Source organism: Erythrobacter tepidarius, from assembly GCF_002155695.1.
GTDB classification, from domain to species: Bacteria; Pseudomonadota; Alphaproteobacteria; order Sphingomonadales; family Sphingomonadaceae; genus Erythrobacter; species Erythrobacter tepidarius.
Window position 1 is genome coordinate 204,666 of the sequence record NZ_MUYJ01000002.1, and the last position, 22,147, is coordinate 226,812.

General features: G+C 67.9%; 15 protein-coding genes and 1 pseudogene. 9 read left to right on the top strand and 7 right to left on the bottom strand.

Annotation, left to right across the window (positions count from 1 at the left end; translation table 11 throughout):
- Complete coding sequence (locus tag BZF61_RS02610) at positions 1-1,764, bottom strand: ShlB/FhaC/HecB family hemolysin secretion/activation protein (RefSeq protein ID WP_245804485.1); 1,764 nt, start codon at positions 1,762-1,764, stop codon at positions 1-3.
- A 393-nt stretch (positions 1,765-2,157) separates the two neighbouring features.
- Positions 2,158-3,015, bottom strand: coding sequence for a hypothetical protein (locus tag BZF61_RS02615; protein WP_143736869.1), 858 nt, complete (start codon positions 3,013-3,015; stop codon positions 2,158-2,160).
- Positions 3,016-3,201: 186 nt separating this feature from the next.
- Between BZF61_RS02615 and BZF61_RS02620 the strand changes: the two genes are divergently transcribed.
- The 4 genes from BZF61_RS02620 (at position 3,202) to BZF61_RS02635 (ending at position 9,937) form a co-directional block, all read left to right on the top strand.
- Complete coding sequence (locus BZF61_RS02620) at positions 3,202-3,852, top strand: DUF1826 domain-containing protein (protein ID WP_086617075.1); 651 nt, start codon at positions 3,202-3,204, stop codon at positions 3,850-3,852.
- 89 nt (positions 3,853-3,941) lie between these two features.
- The gene (locus BZF61_RS02625) at positions 3,942-6,083 is read left to right on the top strand and encodes a S46 family peptidase (protein WP_086617076.1); all 2,142 of its coding nucleotides are present in this window, start codon (positions 3,942-3,944) and stop codon (positions 6,081-6,083) included.
- Positions 6,084-6,164: 81 nt separating this feature from the next.
- Complete coding sequence (locus tag BZF61_RS02630; protein ID WP_086617077.1) at positions 6,165-7,172, top strand: glucokinase; 1,008 nt, start codon at positions 6,165-6,167, stop codon at positions 7,170-7,172.
- Positions 7,169-9,937, top strand: a complete 2,769-nt coding sequence (locus BZF61_RS02635; RefSeq protein WP_086617078.1) for a phosphoenolpyruvate carboxylase — start codon at positions 7,169-7,171, stop codon at positions 9,935-9,937. Before BZF61_RS02630 ends, BZF61_RS02635 begins: the two co-directional genes overlap by 4 nt.
- Positions 9,938-9,986: 49 nt before the next feature.
- Here BZF61_RS02635 and BZF61_RS02640 read toward each other — a convergent pair whose 3' ends face one another.
- The gene (locus BZF61_RS02640) at positions 9,987-11,012 is read right to left on the bottom strand and encodes a LacI family DNA-binding transcriptional regulator (protein WP_211276704.1); all 1,026 of its coding nucleotides are present in this window, start codon (positions 11,010-11,012) and stop codon (positions 9,987-9,989) included.
- A 149-nt stretch (positions 11,013-11,161) separates the two neighbouring features.
- Between BZF61_RS02640 and BZF61_RS02645 the strand changes: the two genes are divergently transcribed.
- The 4 genes from BZF61_RS02645 to eda all read left to right on the top strand — a co-directional run bounded on the left by BZF61_RS02645 (position 11,162) and on the right by eda (position 16,512).
- Positions 11,162-12,451 carry a sugar MFS transporter gene (locus BZF61_RS02645; protein WP_211276705.1) on the top strand — a complete coding sequence of 430 codons (1,290 nt, stop codon included), beginning with the start codon at positions 11,162-11,164 and terminating at the stop codon, positions 12,449-12,451.
- Between the two features lie 201 nt (positions 12,452-12,652).
- Positions 12,653-14,092, top strand: a complete 1,440-nt coding sequence (gene zwf, locus BZF61_RS02650; RefSeq protein ID WP_086617079.1) for a glucose-6-phosphate dehydrogenase — start codon at positions 12,653-12,655, stop codon at positions 14,090-14,092.
- On the top strand, positions 14,085-15,899 hold the full coding sequence (gene edd, locus BZF61_RS02655; protein WP_086617080.1) for a phosphogluconate dehydratase: 1,815 nt from the start codon (positions 14,085-14,087) through the stop codon (positions 15,897-15,899). The genes zwf and edd overlap by 8 nt, the downstream gene beginning before the upstream one ends.
- 4 nt (positions 15,900-15,903) lie before the next feature.
- On the top strand, positions 15,904-16,512 hold the full coding sequence (gene eda, locus BZF61_RS02660; protein ID WP_086617081.1) for a bifunctional 4-hydroxy-2-oxoglutarate aldolase/2-dehydro-3-deoxy-phosphogluconate aldolase: 609 nt from the start codon (positions 15,904-15,906) through the stop codon (positions 16,510-16,512).
- Between the two features lie 238 nt (positions 16,513-16,750).
- Here eda and BZF61_RS02665 read toward each other — a convergent pair whose 3' ends face one another.
- Positions 16,751-17,659 carry an alpha/beta hydrolase gene (locus BZF61_RS02665; protein ID WP_086617082.1) on the bottom strand — a complete coding sequence of 303 codons (909 nt, stop codon included), beginning with the start codon at positions 17,657-17,659 and terminating at the stop codon, positions 16,751-16,753.
- Between the two features lie 137 nt (positions 17,660-17,796).
- Between BZF61_RS02665 and BZF61_RS02670 the strand changes: the two genes are divergently transcribed.
- The gene (locus tag BZF61_RS02670) at positions 17,797-18,798 is read left to right on the top strand and encodes an XdhC family protein (protein ID WP_086617083.1); all 1,002 of its coding nucleotides are present in this window, start codon (positions 17,797-17,799) and stop codon (positions 18,796-18,798) included.
- A 29-nt stretch (positions 18,799-18,827) separates the two neighbouring features.
- Here the strand turns inward: BZF61_RS02670 and BZF61_RS15960 are convergent.
- From BZF61_RS15960 to BZF61_RS02685, 3 genes and pseudogenes are all read right to left on the bottom strand, one after another.
- Positions 18,828-19,304: pseudogene (locus BZF61_RS15960) on the bottom strand (nucleotidyltransferase family protein); the annotation flags it as partial.
- A gap of 15 nt (positions 19,305-19,319) precedes the next feature.
- Positions 19,320-21,593 (bottom strand): xanthine dehydrogenase family protein molybdopterin-binding subunit, encoded by a 2,274-nt coding sequence (locus BZF61_RS02680; protein WP_245804475.1) that lies wholly within the window; start codon positions 21,591-21,593, stop codon positions 19,320-19,322.
- Positions 21,593-22,087: a (2Fe-2S)-binding protein gene (locus tag BZF61_RS02685; protein WP_245804476.1), complete on the bottom strand. Its 495-nt coding sequence runs from the start codon at positions 22,085-22,087 to the stop codon at positions 21,593-21,595. The genes BZF61_RS02680 and BZF61_RS02685 overlap by 1 nt, the downstream gene beginning before the upstream one ends.
- Positions 22,088-22,147: the final 60 nt, after the last annotated feature.

The window sequence follows — 22,147 nt, forward strand, 5'->3', positions numbered from 1 at the left end:
TCAGTATCTCCACGGGAACAGGCGGGCAGTCAGCGTGAACTGGAAGCGCACATCGCTTCCGGTGACGGCAAGATCGGGACGATCGAGCGGCACGGCGACCCAGAAGTCGCCCTGCATCCGCGCGCTCCACACGACCTTCAGGCCTCCGCCAGCCGACCATAGCTTGTCGGGGTTGCCCGGGCGGCGGCTCGGATCCTCGTTCCAGACGAAGGCGAGATCGTTGAACAGGTAGGGCTGGAAGGCGAAGCCATCCATTTTCTTGGGCACTTGCGAACCGAAGCGGATCTCGAAGGCGGACAGCACGCCGCTGTCCCCCAGCACCCCGCCCGGATCAAACCCGCGCCCGATTGAGAAGCTGCCGGCGGCGAGTTCCTCGAAGGCGGGAAGCGGATCATCGGTGATCTGGGCCCGGGTATCGAGCGCCAGGGCCACCATCGGCTGCGGGCGATATTCCACGCCCAATCCAAGGCGTGCCAGCAGCGGCTGGGGATCGGCCTCGATACGGCTGGGCGGGACTATCCCGCCGGCCAGGCAACCAAGCAGGTTCGGGCGGCAATCGGGGCTGGCCGACAGCACGTCGAGGCCCTGCCGCACTTCGGCAGAATAGCGCAGGCGGAACTTGGGTTCGAACAGCGAATAGCCGCCCGCATGCAGCACCGACTGCTGGTCGGTGATATCGCCGGCGAGCCGGGCATAAGCCATGCGCACCCGATCACGGGTCAGTCCGACAGTGTTGAAGTCGACGTCCTGATCGGCATAGTCGAAGCCGGCGTCGACATACAGGCTGTGCTTGCGGCTGCGCAGCAGCGGATAGCTGGCGTTGATGCTGGCGAACCAGGTTTCGGAATCGAGATCGAACCCGGCCAGCCCGATCGACGGATTGACCGTGCTCCACGTCACCTGCCCGCCGATCCGCAGCCCCTCGCTGCCGACCCGGAAATCATGGCCGATCTGCACCGTCTGCTGCTCGGTGAAATCGAGCGTGCTGAACACCGCAAGGCTGGTGCGGTCGCCCAGTCCGGTGAGATCATAGACCTCGCCGCGCAGCACCCCGCCGAACCGCCCGATCGCGCGCGAACCGAGGTTCTGGACGCTGAAATCCACCGTCCCGCGATTGCGCAGCACCGCAATCTCGCCGACCAGATCGCCCGGCGCCCCGCCCGCCGCCGGACGCAGCGAGAGACGCACGTCGAGCCCGGGAATATCGTCGGCGAGCAGCAGGTAGCGCTCGGCGTCGTTGGTGTTGAAGACATCGGCCTCGGTGAGCTTCTCGAGGTAGCCCGCCACCAGCCTTTCCGACGGCCCGGCATCGCCGCGAACACGCACCGAGGTGAGCTTGCCAAACACCACGTTGAAGTCGGGCACGCCGTCGGCGAGGCTCTGTTCGGGGATTTCGACCGTGGCCAGATAGCCCTGCCGACGCAGGATCGCATTGGCCTCGGCGCGGATGTCGCACAGCACCGACACCGGCAGTTCGCGCCCCCGGTAGTCGGCCACCGCCGCATCGAGCGACAGGCCCGGCACGCGATCCAGCCCGTTGAACTGCGCGCCCGCGACCGTGAAACGGATGTCGGCGAACTCAGCGCGGTCGAGTGCGCAGGGCGGACGCTCGAAATCCCCGTCGATGGTGAGCCGCGGACGCTGCTCCTCGCGCCGCAGTTCGGGCGGCATCAGATCGGTGCGGTTAGGGGGCGTGATCTGCGGCAAGGCCTGCGCCGCAGCCGGAGCGGCAGGCATCGCCAGCGCCAGCGCCAGCGCCGACACCGTCAAGGGTGCGCGGCGAACCAGCCAAGGCCGGGCAACTGCGGCCGGGACTGCGCACCAAAGCGGACGGACTGCGCCTTGCGGGCCTCGTTGAATGAGCGACAAATTTTCCCCCCAGATCATCCTATCCGCAGATGCGGCGCGACCGGACCACCTGCAGCGATATCCTCGTGTTCATCTGGCTTGGGCCGCGCGGTGCCATAAGGCCTGCGCGTCCCGAACCGTCACGACCCTGATCTCCGGCGATAAAACTACAGCGACGTGCGGCAAAGACAAGCACACAAACCGATCATCGCCGGAACACCCAACAATTTGTCGCATTTGCACAACTGGCCCGCGGCCACGGGACAGATCCGGGTCAGAAAATCGCCGACTCGCCTGCCGGCCGGCGAATCAGCGCCCGGCGGCGAGCATCACCCGCGAGGAAGCCGCCGACAGCGCCCCCTGCTCTACCGGCAGTTTGGCCGGACGGGTCGCGGCCGGATAGGCCTTGCCGAGCAGCGCCAGAGCCTCGGAGATGCGCGCATGGACATCGGGGTTGGCGGCTTTGATCGCCGCGCCGGCGCGCGCGAACGCCCCCTGGGCGACCTTGTAGAAGCCGTAGCCGTCGAGATAAGGCTCGTAGCGATCGTCCTTGGCGGCGGTGCGGTACATCGCGCTGGCGCGCTCGATCTGATCGGCGATGATGCCGGTTGCGACCGCGGCCTCGCCGGCATCGCTCTTGGGGGCCTTGGCCGCCGCAGCGCGCAGCGCGGCGATGATTTCATCATACTGCCTGTCGATCTCTGCCGCGCTCTTGCCGTCGGACACCGCCGCCGAGGCATCGGTCAGCAGCAGCTTGAAATCCCTGACCCCGAGCTTGGCAAAGACCGGGTCCATCTCCACCAGCACCTCGGCTGCGGGATGGGCGAACATTTCGGCGGCCGCGTCCTTCTTGCCCGCGGCATAGGCATCGTGTGCGGCGATGACATGGGCCTCGGCCACCGCCAGCGCGATGCCGTAGGCAACCGGATCGGTCGCGGCATCGGCTACGGCAACGCCGCCCTCGCCCTCGCCGCCCGCAGCCTCGCCGCCGGTGCCTTCGCCCGCGCCGCTGCCGCCTTCGCCCTCGCCGGCAACCGCCGCGCTTTCGCCGCCGGCCTCGCTTGTCGCACCATTGCCGCCAGCTTCCCCGCCGCACGCCGCCAGCAACCCGCCCGCAAGGGCAGTGCCGAGGCCGAGCTGGGTCCAGAGCTTGAGCGTACTTTTCATGGGCGGAAGGATCCTTTGCATCGAATCGGTGGCGAGCATGGCCCGGCCAATTAGCTCCATGGCCGAAATGATAATCATTCGCAAGAGAGCAAATGCGCGCACGCCACCACGCCCCTCTTGCCGCCGACCATCAACCGGTCTAGATAATGATATATTATATCTTCTAGTGAAAGGTCACATGCCTTCATGACCGCACTGATGACTGCCGGATGCCGCTGTGCCGACAGCCCCGATATCCTTGCCGCGATCCGCGAGGAGGGCTGCAATCTCGCGATCTGGCGGCGCCTCCCGATTGCCGATTTCACCCCGCTGACCGAGGGCACGCCGCCCGATCTGCGGTTCGAGACCTCACCGGCAGCGGTCGCGCGCGCCCTGCCTGCGGCACTGGCCGAAGCGGGGTTTGCCGCGCCCGAACTCCATGCACCGCTGGCGGCGGACGTGGCGCGGATCGCCGGCCTGTTCTGCGCCGCGATGCGCCTCGCGCGGTTCGAGCTACGGCTGGAACTGGTGCGCACCGATTCCTGCCGCAAGTTCCACGCCGACTATGTCACCGCGCGGCTGATCACCACCTATGCCGGCGCGGGCACCGAATGGATCGACGATGCCGATGCCGCGCGGGTCGCCGCCGGGCAGGAGCCGCGCCGCATCAACCGCATGAACGCCTTTGATGTCGGCCTGTTCAAGGGCAGAACCGCCACCAAGCGCCCGGCCATCCACCGCTCGCCCCCGATCGCCGCCACGGGTGGCAAGCGACTGCTGCTGGTGCTGAACCCGGCAATTCGGCAGTTCGTCGATTCGCCAGATTCGGCCTTTTCAGGTGGGCGCGAAGTGGCCTAACAGCGCCGCTTCAGCCTATCCGGGCGACCACACGCGCCGCCGTCCCGCTGCCCAATGAGGAGACCCGGCGCCACAACGGGGTGATGCTAGTGAACAAGATTTTCCTGCGTGTCGGGGCCAGCGCTCTGACCATGGCCATTCCGGCCGCCGCGCTTGCCGATGAGGGGATGTGGCTGCCGAGCCAGACCGGCGCGATTGCCGAGGCGATGAAGGCCGCCGGTCTCGAACTCGATGCCAAGACGCTCGGCGATCTCCAGCGCCCACCGCTCACCGCGATCGCCTCGCTCGGCGGATGTTCGGCCGCTTTCCTTTCGCCCGAAGGCCTGGTTGCGACCAACCATCACTGCGTCGCCGGATCGCTGCAGTACAATTCCTCGCCCGAAAACGACTATCTCACCAATGGCTTCCTCGCGAAGGAACTGGGCGACGAGCTTCCCGCCGCGCCCGGCAGCCGGATCTATGTGATCGAGGATCTGCGCGATGTCACCGCCGCCATGCTCAAGGGCGCAGAAAAGCTCGATGGCCGCGCGCGCTATGATCGCTTGCAGGCCAACCGCACCGCGCTGATCGAGGCATGCGAACGCCAAGCCAACCGCCGCTGCGACGTGCGCGCCTATTTCGGCGGGCAGCAATACTGGCTCCAGCAGCAGTTGGAGATCAAGGACGTGCGCCTCGTCTATGCCCCGGCCGCGGGCGTGGGCAATTTCGGCGGCGAGAAGGACAATTGGATGTGGCCGCGTCACACCGGCGATTTCTCGTTCTACCGCGCCTATGTCGCGCCTGATGGCTCGTCGGCCCCGTTCTCCAAGGACAACGTGCCGTTCAAGCCCAAGGCGTGGCTGCCGATCGCCAAGGAGGGCGTAAAGGAGGGCGATTTCATCATGGTTGCCGGCTTCCCCGGCACCACCGAGCGCCTGCGCAGCGCCGAGGAAGCGCGCTTCTATTACGAGGAGCTCTACCCCTACCAGCAGCGGATGCTGGCCGAATACGGCGACCGCATCGACGAGCTGACCGCGGGCAACCAGGCCGCCACCATCGCCTATGCCGCCACACTTCAAGGCGTGGAGAACTACGAAAAGAAGATCGCTGGCCAGCTCGCCGGGGCCGACGCCATCTCGCTGATCGAGAAGAAGCAGGCCGAGGAAGCCGCGTTCCGGGCGTGGATCATGGCCGATCCGGCGCGGGAGGCGCAGTATGGCGCGGCGCTGGCCGCGCTCGACAAGCTGGTGGCTGAAAGCAATGCCGAGGCACTCGCCGATGCCAAGCGCGGGATGCTCGGCCGCGGCCAGCTCTACAGCGCGGCGCGCACGCTCTATCGCTGGGCCAACGAGCAGGCCAAGCCCGACAAGAGCCGCGAACCGGGCTATCAGGAGCGTGACCGCGCCTTCTTGACCCAGGCGATGCAGCGCATCGAACGCCGCTATGTGCAGGATATCGACATGGCGCTGTGGGCCGACGGCATAGCCGAATACCGCACCCTGCCTGCCGAACAGCGCAGCAAGAGCTTCGATACCTTCATGGAAGGCCGCGACCTCGCCTCGCTCTATGCCGAAACCGAACTGGGCGACACCGCCAAACGACTGGAATGGATGGGCAAGTCGGTTGAAGATTTCAAGGCCTCGCGCGATCCCTTCATCCAGCTCGCGGTTGCCACCTTCGACGAGGCGATGGCCGCCGAAGCGGCGGAAAAGGAGCGTGCGGGGCGGTTGCAGAAGGCCCGCTCGAAGGTGATGGAAGCGCGCCTTGCCTACGCTGCCTCGCAGGGCCGCACGATGTATCCCGACGCCAATGGTTCGCTGCGCTTCACCTATGGCAAGGTGACAGGCAAGGCGGTCGACGGGCAGGTTTGGACCCCCTTCACCACGGCGGAAGGGATCCTCGCCAAGCACACCGGCCGGGGCGAATTCGATGCGCCCGACAAGATGATCGAACTGATCAAGGCCAAGGAATATGGCCGCTATGTCGCCCCCGAACTGGGCACCCTGCCGGTGGACTTCCTCTCGACCGTCGACATCACCAACGGCAACTCCGGCTCCTCGACGCTCAACGCGCGCGGCGAGTTCGTCGGCCTTGCCTTCGACGGCACGATCGAGGGCGTGGTCAGCGACTGGATGTATGATCCCCAGATCAACCGCACCATCCACGTCGACAGCCGCTTCATGCTGTGGACGATGGAAAAGGTCGATGGCGCCGACCGTCTGCTCAGGGAAATGGGCGTCGAGACCAAGTAGGATCTGAATAAGTATGCGGCGCGTGGGAATCCCGCGCGCCGCCTGCTACCACCCCCGCTAGGAAAGTGCGGGGAGACAAGAATGCACGAAGTGGTGGTGGTCGATATCGGCGGCACCCATGCCCGCTTCGCAATCGCCACGATCGGCGCGGACGGGGCAATCAGCCTCGATGCGCCCGAAACGCTCCACACCGCCGATCACGCGAGCTTCCAAACCGCGTGGGAGGCCTATCGCGACCGTAAGGGCGGCACCCTGCCCGCTGCTGTCAGCATGGCGATTGCCGGCCCGGTGGGGAGCCCCGGCAATCCCAATCCGGTGATCCGCTTCACCAACAATCCGTGGATCATCCGCCCCGCGCTGATCCCCGAAAAGCTGGGCGTTTCCGCCTTCACCCTGGTCAATGATTTCGCCGCCGTGGCCCATGCCGTGGCGCGCGCGGACGACAGCCAGTTCCTCCACCTCGCCGGCCCCGACGCGCCGCTCGGACGCGAGGGCACGATCAGCGTGATCGGCCCCGGCACCGGGCTGGGCGTTGCCCACCTGTGGCGTTCGGGCAGGCAATACCGGGTCCAGGCGACCGAGGGCGGCCATATCGACTTTGCCCCGCTCGACAGCATCGAGGATGCGATCCTTGCGCGCCTGCGCCGCCGCCACAACCGCGTTTCGGTGGAGCGGGTGGTGGCCGGCCCCGGAATCGTCGACATCTATCAGGCGCTCGCCGCCCTCGAACATCGCTCCGAGCCGGAACGCGACGCGATCGAAATCTGGAACCTCGGTACCAGCGGCGAGGACAGCCTTGCCGCGGCCGCGGTGGATCGCTTCTGCCTGTCGCTCGGCTCGGTCGCGGGGGATATCGCGCTGGCGCAGGGCGGGTTCGCGGGCGTGGTGATCGCCGGCGGGCTGGGATACCGCATCCGCGAAACGCTGCTCGCTTCGGGCTTTGCCGCGCGCTTCAAGGCCAAGGGCCGGTTCGAGAGCCTGATGGCAAGCATCCCGGTCAAGCTTATCGTCCACCCGCAGCCCGGCCTGTTCGGCGCAGCGGCAGCCTTCGCCGCCGAGCATCTGCCGGTTCCGGGGGATGGGGCGTGAAGACGGTCGCGGCACTCGAAGCGCGGCTGGGCGAACTCCACCAGCGCACCAGGGAAACGCCGCTGTTCAATCCGGTGTTCCAGCTCTCGCTCGATGTCTCGCGCGCGCTGGAGGGGGGCGAGGTCAGCCTCGATGATCTCGCCGCGCTGGTGGCCGAGCTGGAGTGCGACGGGCTTAAGGCGCGCGCCCACAGGCTGCGCGGTCTGCTTGCCCCGTTCACGGCCGCTTTGCCCCTTGCAGGCCCCGACGAGGATTTCGCCAGCTTTGCCGCACGCTGGGAGCGGCCGCAGCTCCACGCGGTGTTCACCGCCCACCCGACCTTCCTGCTTGCGCCGGCGCAGGCGCAGGCCGTGGCGGCCGCGGCCTCGGCGCCGGGGCCGGTCGATGATGCGGTCTGCGCCGTTCCCGTCACCCGCGTTGCGGTGACGCTGGCGCACGAGCACCGCGCGGCGATGGATGCGATGGCCCGCGCCCAGGACGCGCGCGACGTGATCGTGGCAAGGCTGCTCGACGAGGCCCGCACCCGCTGGCCCGACCAGTGGCGCAGCCTGCGCCCCCTCCCGCTCCGCTTTGCCAGCTGGGTCGGCTACGACATGGACGGGCGCACCGATATCGGCTGGCACACCTCGATCGCCTTCCGCCTGCAAGAGAAGGCCGCAAGATTGGCGCGCTACACCGCGAGCCTCGAAGCGCTCGACCCCGCGCACCGGCTGCTCGGCACATTGAAGCCCGCAGCCGCCTTCGCCGCCGCACGCGCCGAGGACTTTGCGGGCGACCTTTCGACCGCCGAGGCGCTGGCCGAAGCCGCCAACCGGCTGACCAGCCACAGCCCTGACAATCTGCTGAGCCTAACCCCGCTGATCGAAGCGCTCGAAGGCGAGGCAGCGAGCGCGCCGGACGAGCGCGCCACCGCGCTCCTGACGCTGGCAGCAGCGATGCGCGCCGACGGGCTCGGCATGGGCTGGATCCATTTCCGGGTGAACGCCAAGCAGCTCCACAACGCGGTGCGCCGGCGGCTGGGCGAAAGCGACGAGGGGATCGACCTCGCCAGCAAGGGCGCGATTGCGACGCTGCGCACGATGGTCGAGACCGCCAAGCCGCTGCGCACCAATTTCGCCGCGCTCGCCACCGAAAGCTCAACCGCGATCCGCCAGTTCATCGCTATGGCGCAGATCCTCAAGCACATCGATGCTGATGCCCCGATCCGGATGCTGGTGGCCGAGTGCGAACAGCCCGCCACGGTGCTGGCCGCGCTCTATTTCGCGCGGCTGTTCGGGGTGGAGGAGAAGGTCGATATCTCGCCGCTGTTCGAGACCGAAACCGCGCTGGAGCATGGCGGCCGCTTCCTCGATGCGCTGCTCGCCGAGCCAGCCTACCGCGCCTATGCGAAGGCGCGCGGGCGGGTATCGGTCCAGACCGGTTTTTCCGATGCGGGACGCTTCGTCGGGCAGATCCCTGCGGCGCTGGCGATCGAACGCCTGCAAGGACGGCTGGCCGAGGCGATGGCCGCCAACGGCCTGAGCGACGTGGCCGCGCTGGTGTTCAACACGCACGGCGAGAGCATGGGCCGCGGCGCCCATCCCGCCTCTTTCCGCGACCGGCTCGAATGGCCGCTATCGCCCTGGGCGCGGCGCAGGTTCGCCCGCGCCGGGATCCGGCTCGAGCCCGAGGTGAGCTTCCAGGGCGGCGACGGCTACCTGTTCTTCGCCACGCCCGAACTGGCGCTTGCCACCCTCACCCGCATCATCGAACTGCGCCCGGCCGAAGCCGATCTCACCGCGCCGGCCGATCCCTTCTATCACCGCACCGATCTCAGCCTCGATTTCTACCGCGCGGTGAAGGAACATCAGGGCGATCACCTCGCCAGCCGCACCTATGCCCGCGCAGTGACGGCCTTCGGCCTTGGCCTGCTCAACCCCACCGGCAGCCGCGTCTCGCGCCGCCAGAGCGACATCAATGCCGACCGCGAGATGAGCCTGCGCCAGATCCGCGCGATCCCGCACAACGCGATCCTCCAGCAATTGGGCTATCCGGTGAACGTCATCGCCGGGATCGGCTCGGCGGCGGACAGCAACCGCGAGGAAATCGCCGCGCTGCTCGCCGAATCCCCGCGCGGGCGCCAGATCATGCGGCTGGTGCGCGCGGCCAATGCGCTTGCCAGCATCAAGACCGTGGCGGCCTATGGCGAGCTGTTCAATTCCGCCTATTGGGCGAGCCGCACCTATCGCGGAACCGAGGGTCACCTGGCGGGCAGCTGCGCGGCGCTGGCCGAATATCTCGTCGGCGATGACCGCACGGGGGTGTTCCGCCGCTTGGCCTCACACCTCAGGATCGACGCGCTCAAGTACCACCGCCTCACTGCCTTGCTGCCCGATGAAGCCACGGATGGCGAATCCCGCGAGCATGTGCGCCGCAGAATAGGCGTGCTGCAGGCGCTGCGCTTGGCCTTGTTCCAGCACATGTTCCTCAAGGTGGTCGCCGTCCCCGCGTTCAGCCGCGCGAACGACATCAGCCGGCGCGACGTGATCGAGATGGTGCTGAGCTTGCGCATCGACGAGGCGCTCGCCCAGCTGCGGCGCGCCTTCCCGGTGCGCGTGCCCGGCCCGCGCGACTTCCCGCTCGACGAGCCTTCCGATTACCCCGACGGCGGCGAGGAAGGCTACGCCGCGATCGAGCGTGATTTCATCTCCCCGATCGCACGGGCGTACGATCTGAGCCTCAGGATCAGCACCGCGATCGCCAACGAATTCGGCGCGCACGGATAGTTGAACGGGCCCCTGACGAGGGCGGCGTCGCGCGCTGGCGCAACCACTCTCAACGGCGTGCCGTGCTGCCGCGCGCGATAAGTCGCACCGGCACCCGCTGCCGCACCTTGGTGCCGCCCTCGTCGAGCACGGCTTCGACCAGCGCCGCGCCGGCCTCGGCCGGATCGGGTGCGATGGTGGTGAGCGGCGGGCGGCTGAACCGACCTGCGACGAGATCGTCGAAACCCATCACCCCGACATCGCCGGGCACCGCGATATCGGCAGCTGCGAAGGCTTCGAGCGCGCCCAGCGCCATTGCGTCGCAAGCTGCAAACACGGCGTCGATGTTCTCGCCCCTTTCGATCAAGCGGCGTGCCGCGCGGCGGCCCTCTTCCTCGCGGCTGGCAGCATTGACCGTGGGGACGAGGCACGGCTCGAGGCCCGCCGCCCGCATGGCCTCGGTATAGCCTTCATAGCGCTCGGTGAACTGCACCTGCGGCGTATTGAGCGCGCCGAGAAAACAAGGGCGGCGGTAACCCCGGGCCAGCAGATGTTCCACCGCCAGCCGTCCCGCCGCGCGATTGTCCGATCGCACCCAGTCGAGCTCGTCGAAGGGCGAACCCCAATAGGCAACCTTGCGCCCCTCGCTCTCGATCCCGCGGAAATGTTCCCACGCGGCCTGGTTGGTGGTGGTGCCGATCACCACCAGGCCATCGGCGCGGCCCTGTTCCTGATAGTGCCCGAAGAAGTCGGCGGGCCGCGCCTGAAAGCTCACCAGCGTCTCGAACCCGCGTTGCGAGGCGGCGACGCAGACCGAACCGAGCAGGGCATAGGCGAAGGGGTTGATGCTCGATGCGCTGTCGCCCTCGCGGCAGATCACCACCACCGCGAGCGTGCCGGTGGAGCCGCGCCTGAGCCGGGCGGCGCGTTCATCGACGAAATAGCCCAGCGCCTCGGCCGCCTCGATCACCTTGCGGCGGGTGGCTTCGGCGATCGCGGGGGAGCCGGACAGCGCACGGCTGACGGTCGGCTGGCTCACGCCCGCCCGTTCCGCCACATCGAAGGATGTAGGCCGTCTGCGCCTGTCTGTGCCCATGCCCTTCTCTCTATGGCGTCAGGTTATCCCCGCGCAAGGCTGGCCTGCATTGCTATTCGCACTGGAATTGTCCGCCAAGCTCTTGCAAATCTGCCAGAGCCGACGGATTGTGAACGTTAGCAATAACGCCGGAGAGGGAGAAAGCGGCAATGGCGATGGCACCGGGCGGCAGCGCGACGGGGGGTTTCGGGCAGGCAGCAGGCAATATGCCGCAGGTGGACGCGCCGGGCCTCAACTATTTCGTCTTCGCGCTGTTCTTCATCTTCGGCGGGATCACCTCGCTCAATGATGTCATCATCCCCAAGTTGAAGGAGCTGTTCACGCTCAGCTTCTTCGAGGCGAGCCTGGTGCAGTTCTGGTTCTTCATCGCCTATGCCGCGGTCGGCATTCCCGGCGCGCGGCTGGTCAAGCGGCTGGGCTATATGCGCGGCGCAGTGGCCGGGCTGGTGACGATGATGGCAGGGTGCCTATTGTTCATCCCGGCCAGCCAGAGCGCGGCCTTCCCGATGTTCCTGCTGGCCTATTTCATCCTCGCCACCGGCGTGGTGCTGGTGCAGATCGTCGCCAATCCGCTGATCAGCCTCCTGGGGCCGGAGCGGACGACCCACAGCCGCCTGACCTTCGCGCAGGCGTTCAATTCGCTGGGGACGACGATCTTCCCCTATTTCGGTGCGATCCTGATTCTCGGCAGCCTTGCCACGGTGACCGCCGCGGAATTGTCGGGTGCGCAGCTTGCTGCCTATCGCACCGCCGAGAGCCAAGCGATTGTGAGGGGTTATCTCGGCCTGGCTGCGGCGCTCGCCGTGGTGGCGGGCGTGGTGTGGCTGTTCCGCAACCGGCTCATGGGCGAGAAGCACGAACAGACCAGCCTGGCCGAAGGTCTTGCGCTGCTCAAGCGTCCGCGCTTCGGCTACGGCGCGGCCTGCATCTTCCTCTATGTCGGCGCCGAAGTCGCGATCGGCAGCTTCATCGTCAATTACCTGATGCAGCCCCATGTGCTGAACCTGCCCGAACAGGACGCGGGCAAGCTCATCTCGCTTTACTGGGGCGGCGCGCTGGTGGGCCGCTTCGTCGGCTCGGCGGTGCTGCGCATGGTCAGCCCCGGGCTGCTGCTGGCAAGCGTGGCGGCAGGCGCGATCACGCTGATCGCGATCTCGGCCAACAGCACCGGCATGGTCGCAGGCTACAGCCTGCTCGCGGTCGGCCTGATGAACGCGATCATGTTCCCCACCATCTTCAGCCTCGCCTGCGAGAAGCTGGGGCCGCGCGCGGCGGACGGATCGGGAATCATCAACGTGGCGATCTGCGGCGGGGCAATCATCCCGCCGCTCTATGGCGCACTGGCCGACGCGACGAGCCTCGCCTTTGCGCTGGTGCTGCCGGCGGCGTGCTATGCGATCATCGCCGGCTTCGGCGTGTTCGCCCGCAAGCCTGCCTGAATTGCGGCTTCGCTAACGCAAACCGCAAACCGTCCGCCTCACCCGGCCACCAATGACACCATCAGTTTATGGTGGCCGGGCGGGGCGGCGGGGCGGGAAGTCTGCGCTGCCGAAGGTTGCTCCCGTTGAATAAGTATGCGCCCACTGGCGGATAATCCCACCTCCGCCTAGGTAGGACGGGACGCTGGAAAGGGCCTTGTCATGAGCTTTACCGCTGACCGTCTGCTGCTGTTCGGGGCCACCGGCGATCTTGCCCAGCGGATGCTGTTGCCGAGCCTGTTCGCGCTCGATGCCGACGGGCTGCTCGCCCCTGATCTCCGGATCGTCGGCACCGCGCGCAGCGCGCTGAGCGACAGCGAATATCGCAACTTCGCCCGCGCCGCGCTGGAGAAATATCTGCCCGCCGAACGCCGCGGCAAGATGGCCGGCTTTCTCAACCGCCTCTCCTATCAAACGCTCGATGCCACCACGATGGAGGGTTACGCCGATCTTGCGGCGAAGGTCGGCACGCCCAAGCGCGGGCTGGCGATCTTCCTTTCGACCGCGCCGAGCCTGTTCGGCCCGACCATCAAGGGGCTCCAGTCGGCTGGGCTGACGGGGGAGAATGTGCGGATGTGCCTCGAAAAGCCGCTCGGCACCGATCTTGCCTCCAGCCGCGAGATCAACGACGCGGTCGCCGCCGCCTTCCCGGAAGGCCGCATCTTCCGGATCGATCACTATCTCGGCAAGGAGACGGTGCAGAACCTGCTGGCGCTGCGCTTTGCCAACCTGATGTTCGAGCCGTTGTGGAACGCGGCACATATCGACCACGTGCAGATCACCGTCGCCGAGACCGTCGGCCTCGAAGGCCGCGTCGCCTTTTATGACGATGCCGGCGCGATCCGCGACATGGTGCAGAACCACATGCTTCAGCTGCTGGCGCTGGTGGCGATGGAGCCGCCCGCCCATTTCGATGCCACCGCGGTGCGCGATGAAAAGGTCAAGGTGCTGCGCGCGCTGCGCCCTGTCGCCAACGGGGAGACCGTTACCGGGCAATACCGCGCCGGAGCCATCAACGGCGCGGTGGTTCCCGGCTATGACGAGGAACTGGGCAGGGACAGCGACACCGAAACCTTCGTCGCGATTAAGGCGCACGTCGACAACTGGCGCTGGAAGGGCGTGCCCTTCTACCTGCGCACCGGCAAGCGCATGCCCAAGCGCGTGACCGAGATCGTCATCCAGTTCCGCTGCGTCCCGCATTCGATCTTCGCGGGCAAAGGCGCAACGATGCAGCCCAACCGGCTGGTGATCGGCATCCAGCCGGAGGAGAACATCACCTTGTCGCTGATGGCCAAGGTGCCGGGGCTTGACCGCGAGGGCATCCGCCTGCGTCAGGTGCCGCTCAACATCGCCATGCCCGATGCCTTCAGCGGCGCGGTGCGGCGTATCGCCTATGAGCGCCTGTTGCTCGATCTGGTGGAGGGCGACCAGACCCTGTTTGTCCGCCGCGACGAGGTGGAAGCGCAATGGGAATGGATCGACGCGATCCGCGCGGGCTGGGAAGCCGAAGGTCTTACCCCCAAGACCTACACCGCCGGAACCTGGGGCCCTTCTGCGGCCATCGCGCTGGCCGAACGCGACGGAGTGACGTGGCATGAGTAAGCCCCTTCACGACACCCTGCACAAGGTGACGCAGCGGGTCATCGAACGCTCGAAGCAGACCCGCCAAGCCTATCTCGATCTCATCCGCCGCGAAGGCGACGCCATGGGCGACCGTTCGGCGGTGTCCTGCTCGAACCTCGCCCACGCCTATGCCGGGGCGCTGGAAGATCAGGCGGCGCTGGTGGCGGGCAAGGGTGCCAATATCGGGATCGTGACCAGCTACAACGACATGCTCTCGGCGCATCAGCCCTATGGCCGCTATCCCGACCGACTCAAGCTCTACGCCCGCGAAGTCGGCGCGACCGCGCAGGTCGCCGGGGGCACCCCGGCGATGTGCGACGGGGTGACGCAGGGCGAGACGGGGATGGAGCTCTCGCTGTTCAGCCGCGACGTGATCGCGCTCTCGACCGCGGTTGCCCTCTCCCATGCCATGTATGACGGCGCGCTGCTGCTCGGCATCTGCGACAAGATCGTGCCCGGCCTCTTGATCGGCGCGCTGCGGTTCGGGCATTTGCCCGCGATCTTCGTGCCCTCCGGCCCGATGCCCAGCGGCATCCCCAACAAGGAAAAGCAGCGCGTCCGCCAACTCTATGCCGAAGGCAAGGCGACCCGCGCCGAACTGCTGGCGAGCGAAATGGCAAGCTACCATTCGCCCGGCACCTGCACCTTTTTCGGCACCGCCAATTCCAACCAGATGATGATGGAGATGATGGGCCTGCACATTCCTGGCAGCGCCTTCATCCAGCCCGGCACCCAGCTGCGCCAGGCGCTCGACCGCGCGGCGGTGCACCGGGTGGCGCAGATCGGGCGCAAGGGCGAGGATTACCGCCCGCTCGGCCTCGTCGTCGATGAAAAGGCGGTGGTGAACGCGGCGGTCGGCCTGCTCGCCACCGGCGGATCGACCAATCACGCGATCCACCTGCCCGCCATGGCCCGCGCCGCCGGGGTGATTTTCGACTGGGACGACCTTTCCGAGCTTTCCAGCGCCGTCCCGCTGATCGCGCAGGTCTATCCCAATGGCTCGGGCGACGTGAACCAGTTCCACGCCGCAGGCGGCATGGGCTTTGTCATCGGCGAGCTGTTGGAGGCAGGCCTTGCGCATCCCGACATTCTGACCGTGGGGCGCGGGGATTTGTCCGACTACGCCCGCGAACCAGGGCTTGATGGCGACGCGCTGGTATGGCGCGAGGTCGGCCCAAGCATGGACGACACCATGCTGCGTCCGGTCGCCAACCCGTTCAAGCCGGACGGGGGGATGCGCCTGCTGACCGGCAACTTGGGCCGCGCCTGTTTCAAGACCTCGGCAGTCGACCGCGAACGCTGGACGATCGAGGCACCGTGCCGCGTGTTCGCGGATCAGGCTGCCGTCAACGCCGCCTTCAAGGCAGGCGAGCTTGACCGCGACGCGGTGGTGGTGGTGCGCTTCCAGGGCCCGCGCGCCAACGGGATGCCCGAACTGCACAAGCTCACCCCGGCGCTGGGCGTGCTGCAGGATCGCGGGTTCAAGATCGCGCTGGTGACCGACGGGCGGATGTCGGGCGCCTCAGGCAAGGTGCCCGCCGCGATCCACTGCACGCCCGAGGCCCTTGGCGGCGGCCCGCTGGCGCGGCTGCGCGATGGTGACATCGTCAAGGTCTGCGCCGTCTCGGGCGAGCTCAGCACCACCGCCGATCTCGCCGCCCGCGACCCTGCGCCCGACCCGCGCGAGGACTGGGGCACGGGCCGCGAATTGTTCGGCATGATGCGCCGTTTTGCCGACGGCGCGGAACAGGGCGCGAGCGCCATGCTTGCCACCGGAGGGATGTAAGCCGATGAATATCGACGCCATCATGCGCGTGGCCCCGGTCATCCCGGTGATCGTGATCGAGGACGAGGCTCACGCCGTCCCGCTGGCCGAGGCGCTGGTGGCAGGCGGCTTGCGCGTGCTCGAGGTCACCTTGCGCACCCCGGCGGCACTCTCCGCGATCCGGGCGATGAAACAAGTGCCGGGCGCGATTGTCGGTGCAGGAACCGTCACCAACCCGCGCGCGCTGGATGCAGCGTTGGAAGCCGGCAGCGCGTTCATCGTCTCGCCCGGCCTCACCGAGCCGCTGGGCAAGGCGGCAATCGCGGCCGGCGTGCCCTTCCTGCCCGGCGTCGCCACTGCCGGCGACATCATGCGCGGGCTCGATCTCGGCCTCGACCGGTTCAAGTTCTTCCCGGCGATGGCCGCAGGCGGCCTGCCCGCGCTCAAGGCGCTCGCCGCGCCCTTCGGCAATGTCCGCTTCTGCCCGACCGGCGGAATCAGCCTGGAGAACGCGCCCGAATGGCTTGCCTTCGACCCCGTCCTGTGTGTCGGCGGCAGCTGGGTCTCGCCCAAGGGCGCGCCCGACAAGGCTGTGGTGGAGCGGCTGGCACGCGCGGCATTTGCGCTGCGCTGACAGTGTCCCCGCTCTGTTGCACCGCAATGGGCGGGACAGGAGCAGGCCACAATCCCCGCTTTCCCACCCGGCGCGCGCCGGTCAGGCTGGTGCAATGATCGACCGCGCGCCCCTTTCCGGCCCTTTTACCTTGGCCGGAGCGGGGCCGGGTTTTCCGTTTCAGGACAGTGTCTCCTTTGTCTCCAACTTCAGGAAACTGCCGCAAAAGCTGAACGGCCCGGCACCCGCCCGGCGCGACTCAGGGCCGCTTGGCCAGCAGCCAGCCAAAGATCTCGGGCAGGCGCGCCGCCCAGGCGTTTTCCTCGTGCTCGGCGCCCTCGAAAACCTTGCTCTCCCAGTCGCGGCCCTTCACCCAGCCCGCCGCGACAAGGCGCGCATCGACCACCTGCTGATAGGGCGCATAATAGGCATCGAGCGTCGCGGTGCCGTGATCGAACCACACCCGCCGCCCATCGGGCTGGCCGAGCCTTGCGGCAAACCACCCGTCCCACATTGCCTTGAGCGCGCCCTCGTCGGTCGTGCGCGGATCGACCGCGGGCCAGTGCGAGGACACGCAGCCCGCCCGTCCGAACACCTCGGGGCGTTCCAGAAAGGCATAGCAACTCATCAGCCCGCCCATCGAGGAGCCGACGATCGCCGTATCGTCGCGCCCGGTGCGGGTGCGGAAGCTGGTGTCGACCCAGGTCTTGAGCGGCCCGGCGATCCACGCGAGATAGCGGTCGGAGACGATCTGCCCCCCGCCGGCGGCATCCATCTGCGCCTTCAGCGCCGGCGGCGCGGCATCATAGGCGCTGCGCGGGAGATACTGGCGATAGCGGTCGCGCCCGGGTGCCCAGATGCCGACGATGATGTGCGGTTCCACGCTGCCGCTCGCCACCGCCGCCAGCATCGCTTTGTCGGCCGCCCAGATCTTGTTGAAGTTGCTGTTCTTCGGCTCGAACAGGTTGTGCCCGTCATGCATGTAGAGCACCGGATAACGCGCATTGCCCGCGTCATAGCCGGGCGGCAGCCAGATGGTAAGGCGCTGCTCGGGCAGGCCGGCAGCAGGGATCGGCTGGTACTCGATCAGCCGCCCCGTCTGCTGCGCCCTGAGCGGCGCAGCAAGACAGGCGAGCACGGCCAGCAGCATGAGAATGGCACGACCCATCGCGCTCTTCCTTGTGACGCTTATTCGCCTCGGCGGGCGCATAGCACCCGTGCCTCATTTGGTCACCGGCCAAGGCGATTGCGCGGCTGGGGCGGGACGATTAGGCTCGTGGGCCGTTTCCTCAAGGCAAAGTGCGCATGACCAGCTGGCGACTGACCGCCCAGATCGACGATATCAGGGTGCCGCTCGGCGAAGTGCTGGCGACAGGCGCGCCATTCGCAATTGCCACGCTGGTCGCGGTCGAGGGCTCGGCCCCGCGCGATCCGGGGGCGCAGATGCTGATCACCGAAAGCGACTATTGGGGATTCCTGTCGGGTGGCTGCATCGAGGCCGATGTTGCCCGCCACGCACGCGAAGCGCTGATCGAGGGACGCGCACGGCGCTTGCGCTATGGCGCGGGCAGTCCGTGGATCGACATCCGCCTCGCCTGCGGGAGCGGGATCACCGTGCTGGTCGAGCCGGTGAAGGCGGATGACCCGGCGATTGCCACGCTTCTGGCCGCCCATGCCGCCCGCCAGCCGTTGGTGTGGAAGAGCGACGGGGCAAGCCGCAGCACCAGCCCCGGCGAGGGGCCCGCATTCGCATGGGACGGCGAGGCTTATGCAAGGCTCTATCTGCCCGCTTTCCGCCTCGTGCTGATCGGCGGGGACGGCACTGCGCTCGCTGCCGCGAGGCTCGCCGCCGCGGCGGGAATGGAGGTGGTGCTGGTTGCCCCGGCCGGGCCGGACGCACCGCCTTTCCCGGGCATTGCCTATCACCGCTCTGCACCCACTAGGGCGCTCGGGGAGATCGGGATCGACCGCTGGACGGCGGTGGCGGTGCTCAGTCACGACCGCGAGGATGACGAGCACGCCCTTGCGGCGGCGCTGATGAGCGAGGCCTGCTATGTCGGCGCGATTGGCGCGCGGGCGCGGCTCGACGCAAGGTTTGCCAAGCTGCGCGGGCACGGGGTGAGCGCGGCGCAGATCGCGCGGCTGCACGCCCCGATCGGGCTTCAGGGCTTCGGCAAGGCCCCGCGCGAGATCGCGCTGTCGCTGGTCGCCGAGGTGGCGCAGGCCTTCCATGCGGCTACGGCAGCGGCGAGGTCTGCCGGGGAGTCGATGTCAAGCACAGCGCCCGCCGCGTCGGTGTCGAGATAGGCGACGCCCTGCGTGCGCCCCTTGAGCAGCGCCGCCGCGCCGGCATCGCCGGTCAGCCGCGCAAGGTCGGGCAAGGCCGCGCGCGTAAAGGCCGCCGGGTGGCCGGGGATGCCGCCGACCCGCGGGCGGGCGGCATAGCCCGCCGCCTGCGCCAGCGCGGCAAGCTGCGGGCACAGCCCGACCGGCACCAGCGGCATATCGCCGAGGAACACGAACACCCCCTGCTGCGGAGTGCCGAGCGCGGCAAGGCCGGCGCGCAGGCTGGCGGCCATGCCTTCCCCCCACTCGCGGGCCGGCACGATGCGGCAGGCAAGGCCGCTCAGCGAGGCGGCGATCTGCGGATGGCCGGCACCGGTCGCCACCACCACCTCGCCGAAACCCGCCGAGGCCACGGCCCCGGCGGTGTGGCGGATGACGGGCGCACCCGCGAGGTCGGCCAGCAGCTTGCTCCCGCCAAAGCGCCGACCAGCCCCGGCTGCGAGGATCAGCGCCGACCAGCCGCGCACATCAGGCCCCAGCCCCTAGGCCTTGGCCTGCTGGCGCAGCGGCAGGGTGCGGATGCGCTTGCCGGTGGCCATGAACAGCGCGTTGGCGAGCGCGGCCGAGGCTGGCGGAACGCCCGGCTCGCCGATCCCGCCCATCGGGGCATCGCTCTCGATGAAGTGGACATCGATCAGCGGCGGGGCGTCGGCCAGCCTGAGGATCGGGTAGTCGGTAAAGTTGCTCTCCACCACCGCGCCTTGGTCGAGCGTGATCGCCTCGCCGATGGTGGCCGACAGGCCCATGATGATCCCGCCCGCGATCTGCGCCTCGGCATTGAGCGGGTTCACCGTTGTCCCGCAATCGACCACCGCGAAGGCCTTGAGCACCTTGGGGGTGCCGTCGTCCTTGACGGTGGCCTCGATCACCTCGGCGACGATGGTGCCGAAGCTCTCGACGATCGCGATCCCGCGTCCGACGCCCGCGGGCAGCGGCGTGCCCCAGCCGGAGCGCCGGGCCACTTCGTCGAGCACCTTCTGGTGGCGCGAGCCATCGGGCAGGTGCTTGCGGCGGAACCGGTAGGGATCCTCGCCCGCGGCATGGGCCAGCTCGTCGATGAAGCTCTCGTTGTAAAAGCCGTGCTGGGTCGAATTGACCGAGCGCCACGGCCCGTCGATCTGGTTGGTGGTATAGGCAAAGTGCCGCCGCGAGGTTGCCGGCACGTCGTAGATGAAGCCCACTTCGCCTTCGGCATTGTCGCCCTGCACATAGTCGCTCTGCCACGCGGCGATCCGGCCCTTGTCATCGAGCGTGGCCGCAAGCCGCGCCGAGGACTGCGGGCGATAGGTACCGTGACGCAAGTCTTCCTCGCGGCTCCAGACGAGCTTGACGGGATAGGGGACTTGCCTTGCCAGCTGCGCCGCCTGATCGATGATCTCGGCCACGCCGGGGAAGCGCCGGCCGAAGCCGCCGCCCATGATCATCGGATGGAAGATCACGTCTTCCATGTCCATCCCGACCGCCTTGGCCGCGCGGTCGCGCGCGCCGATCGGGTCCTGCAGCCCGCCCCACATCTCCAGCTTGCCGCTCTTGAAATGGGCGGTGAGCGCGAAAGGCTCCATCATCGCATGGTGGAGGAAGGGAACGCGGTAATCGGCGCTGATGACCTTGCCGCCCGCGGCCTTGAAGGCCGCCGCGACATCGCCCTCGCCCGCGGTGTTGTCGGGCTTGCCGGTTTCGCGCAGGCGGTCCTGCGCCGCGTAGATCGCGGGGGTGGACATCGCCCCATGGCCGCCATCGGAGAACTTCGGGGAGAGCGCGGCAAGACCCTTGCTCGCCTGCCAGTAGCCCTTGGCGACAACGATCACCGCGTCATCGAGCTTCACCACCTTTTCCACGCCCGGCACTGCCAGCGCCGGTGCCTCGTCGACGGATATGAGCTTGCCGCCGCGCACCGGCGCCGCGGCGATGGTCGCCACGCGCATATCCGGAAGGGTGAAGTCGATGCCGTAAACCGCGCTGCCATCGACCTTGGCGGGAATGTCGCGCCGGGTGACGGGCTTGCCGATCAGCCTGTAATCCTTGCGCGACTTGAGCACCGGATCGCTGCGCAGCGAGCGTTCCGCTGCGCCCGCTGCCAATTCGCCATAGCGCAAGCTCCGGCCCGAAGCGGCGTGGATCACCTTGCTGTCGGCGGTCGTCAGTTCGCTGGCGGGCACGCCGAGACGGTCAGCCGCTTCCTCGATCAGCGCGAGGCGCACCGCCGCGCCGACCACGCGCATGCCGCCCTGCCCGGTAAAGCGCACCGCCGAGGAACCGCCGGTGATCTGGATCTTCTGCGAGCGCGTGAGCGCGCCCATGACAGCCGCTGGCAGCGCGGCGATCAGGCCGGGATAGCCGGTCATTTCGCCCAGGAATTTCTCCACCAGCGCAGTGTTCGAGAACGCCACATCCGATGGCGCCTGCTCGACCTTGACCTTGGCCCAGTCGGCATCAAGCTCGTCCGCCAGCATCTGCCCGAGCGCCGTGTGGGTACCCTGCCCGAAGTCGATATGCGGGGAGAACACCGTCACGGTGTCGTCCTCGGCGATCTTCATCCAGGTGAGGAAATTGTGCTCACCTTCGCCAGTGGTCAGCGCGCGGGCACGGCTCTTCGCGGCATTGTCGGCCCAGTAGAGGCCGAACACCCCGCCGCCCACCAGCAGCGCGGCGCCTGCAAGGAAGATGCGGCGCTTGATGCCCTTCTTCTTGACCGGAGTGGTATCGGTCGGAGCGGCTTCGATCTCTTCGAGATTGGGGTTGGGATTATCGGCCATCATGCCTCTCCCTGCGCAGAGGCGGCGGCTGCCCTCGCCGCCCGACCGGTCGCGGCAAGAATGGCCTTGCGGATCCGCGGATAGGTGCCGCAGCGGCAGATATTGGTCATTGCCTCGTCGATCTGCGCCTCGGACGGCACGCCGGTGCGCTCGATCAGGGCGACCGCCGCCATGATCTGGCCCGACTGGCAGTATCCGCATTGCGGCACCTGCGCCGCGATCCACGCCTGCTGCACCGCGTGCAGCGTGCCGTCCTCGGCCTTGAGACCCTCGATCGTGGTCACCGCCCTGCCCGCGATCTCGCTCACCGGCACGCTGCACGAGCGGGTCAACTGCCCGTCGACATGAACCGAACAGGCCCCGCAAGCGGCGATGCCGCAACCGAACTTGGTGCCAGTGAGTGCGAGCTCCTCACGCAGAACCCACAGCAGCGGCGTATCCGGCTCTGCCGCGACGCTCACATCCTTGCCATTGACCGTAAAGCTGATTGCCACGCGCCTTTCCTTTCCGTGCCAGCGCCAGCCTAGCAGTCCGTCCCGGCGGGGGCCATGGGA

Bases quoted from the DNA above. Each gene is read 5' to 3' on its own strand.
- BZF61_RS02630 (WP_086617077.1), top strand. From the start codon at position 6,165: ATGCACGAAGTGGTGGTGGTCGATATCGGCGGCACCCATGCCCGCTTC.
- BZF61_RS02670 (WP_086617083.1), top strand. From the start codon at position 17,797: ATGACCAGCTGGCGACTGACCGCCCAGATCGACGATATCAGGGTGCCG.
- eda (WP_086617081.1), top strand. From the start codon at position 15,904: ATGAATATCGACGCCATCATGCGCGTGGCCCCGGTCATCCCGGTGATC.
- BZF61_RS02680 (WP_245804475.1), bottom strand. From the start codon at position 21,593: ATGGCCGATAATCCCAACCCCAATCTCGAAGAGATCGAAGCCGCTCCG.
- BZF61_RS02620 (WP_086617075.1), top strand. From the start codon at position 3,202: ATGACCGCACTGATGACTGCCGGATGCCGCTGTGCCGACAGCCCCGAT.
- BZF61_RS02645 (WP_211276705.1), top strand. From the start codon at position 11,162: ATGGCGATGGCACCGGGCGGCAGCGCGACGGGGGGTTTCGGGCAGGCA.
- BZF61_RS02665 (WP_086617082.1), bottom strand. From the start codon at position 17,659: ATGGGTCGTGCCATTCTCATGCTGCTGGCCGTGCTCGCCTGTCTTGCT.
- edd (WP_086617080.1), top strand. From the start codon at position 14,085: ATGAGTAAGCCCCTTCACGACACCCTGCACAAGGTGACGCAGCGGGTC.
- BZF61_RS02640 (WP_211276704.1), bottom strand. From the start codon at position 11,012: ATGGGCACAGACAGGCGCAGACGGCCTACATCCTTCGATGTGGCGGAA.
- BZF61_RS02615 (WP_143736869.1), bottom strand. From the start codon at position 3,015: ATGAAAAGTACGCTCAAGCTCTGGACCCAGCTCGGCCTCGGCACTGCC.
- zwf (WP_086617079.1), top strand. From the start codon at position 12,653: ATGAGCTTTACCGCTGACCGTCTGCTGCTGTTCGGGGCCACCGGCGAT.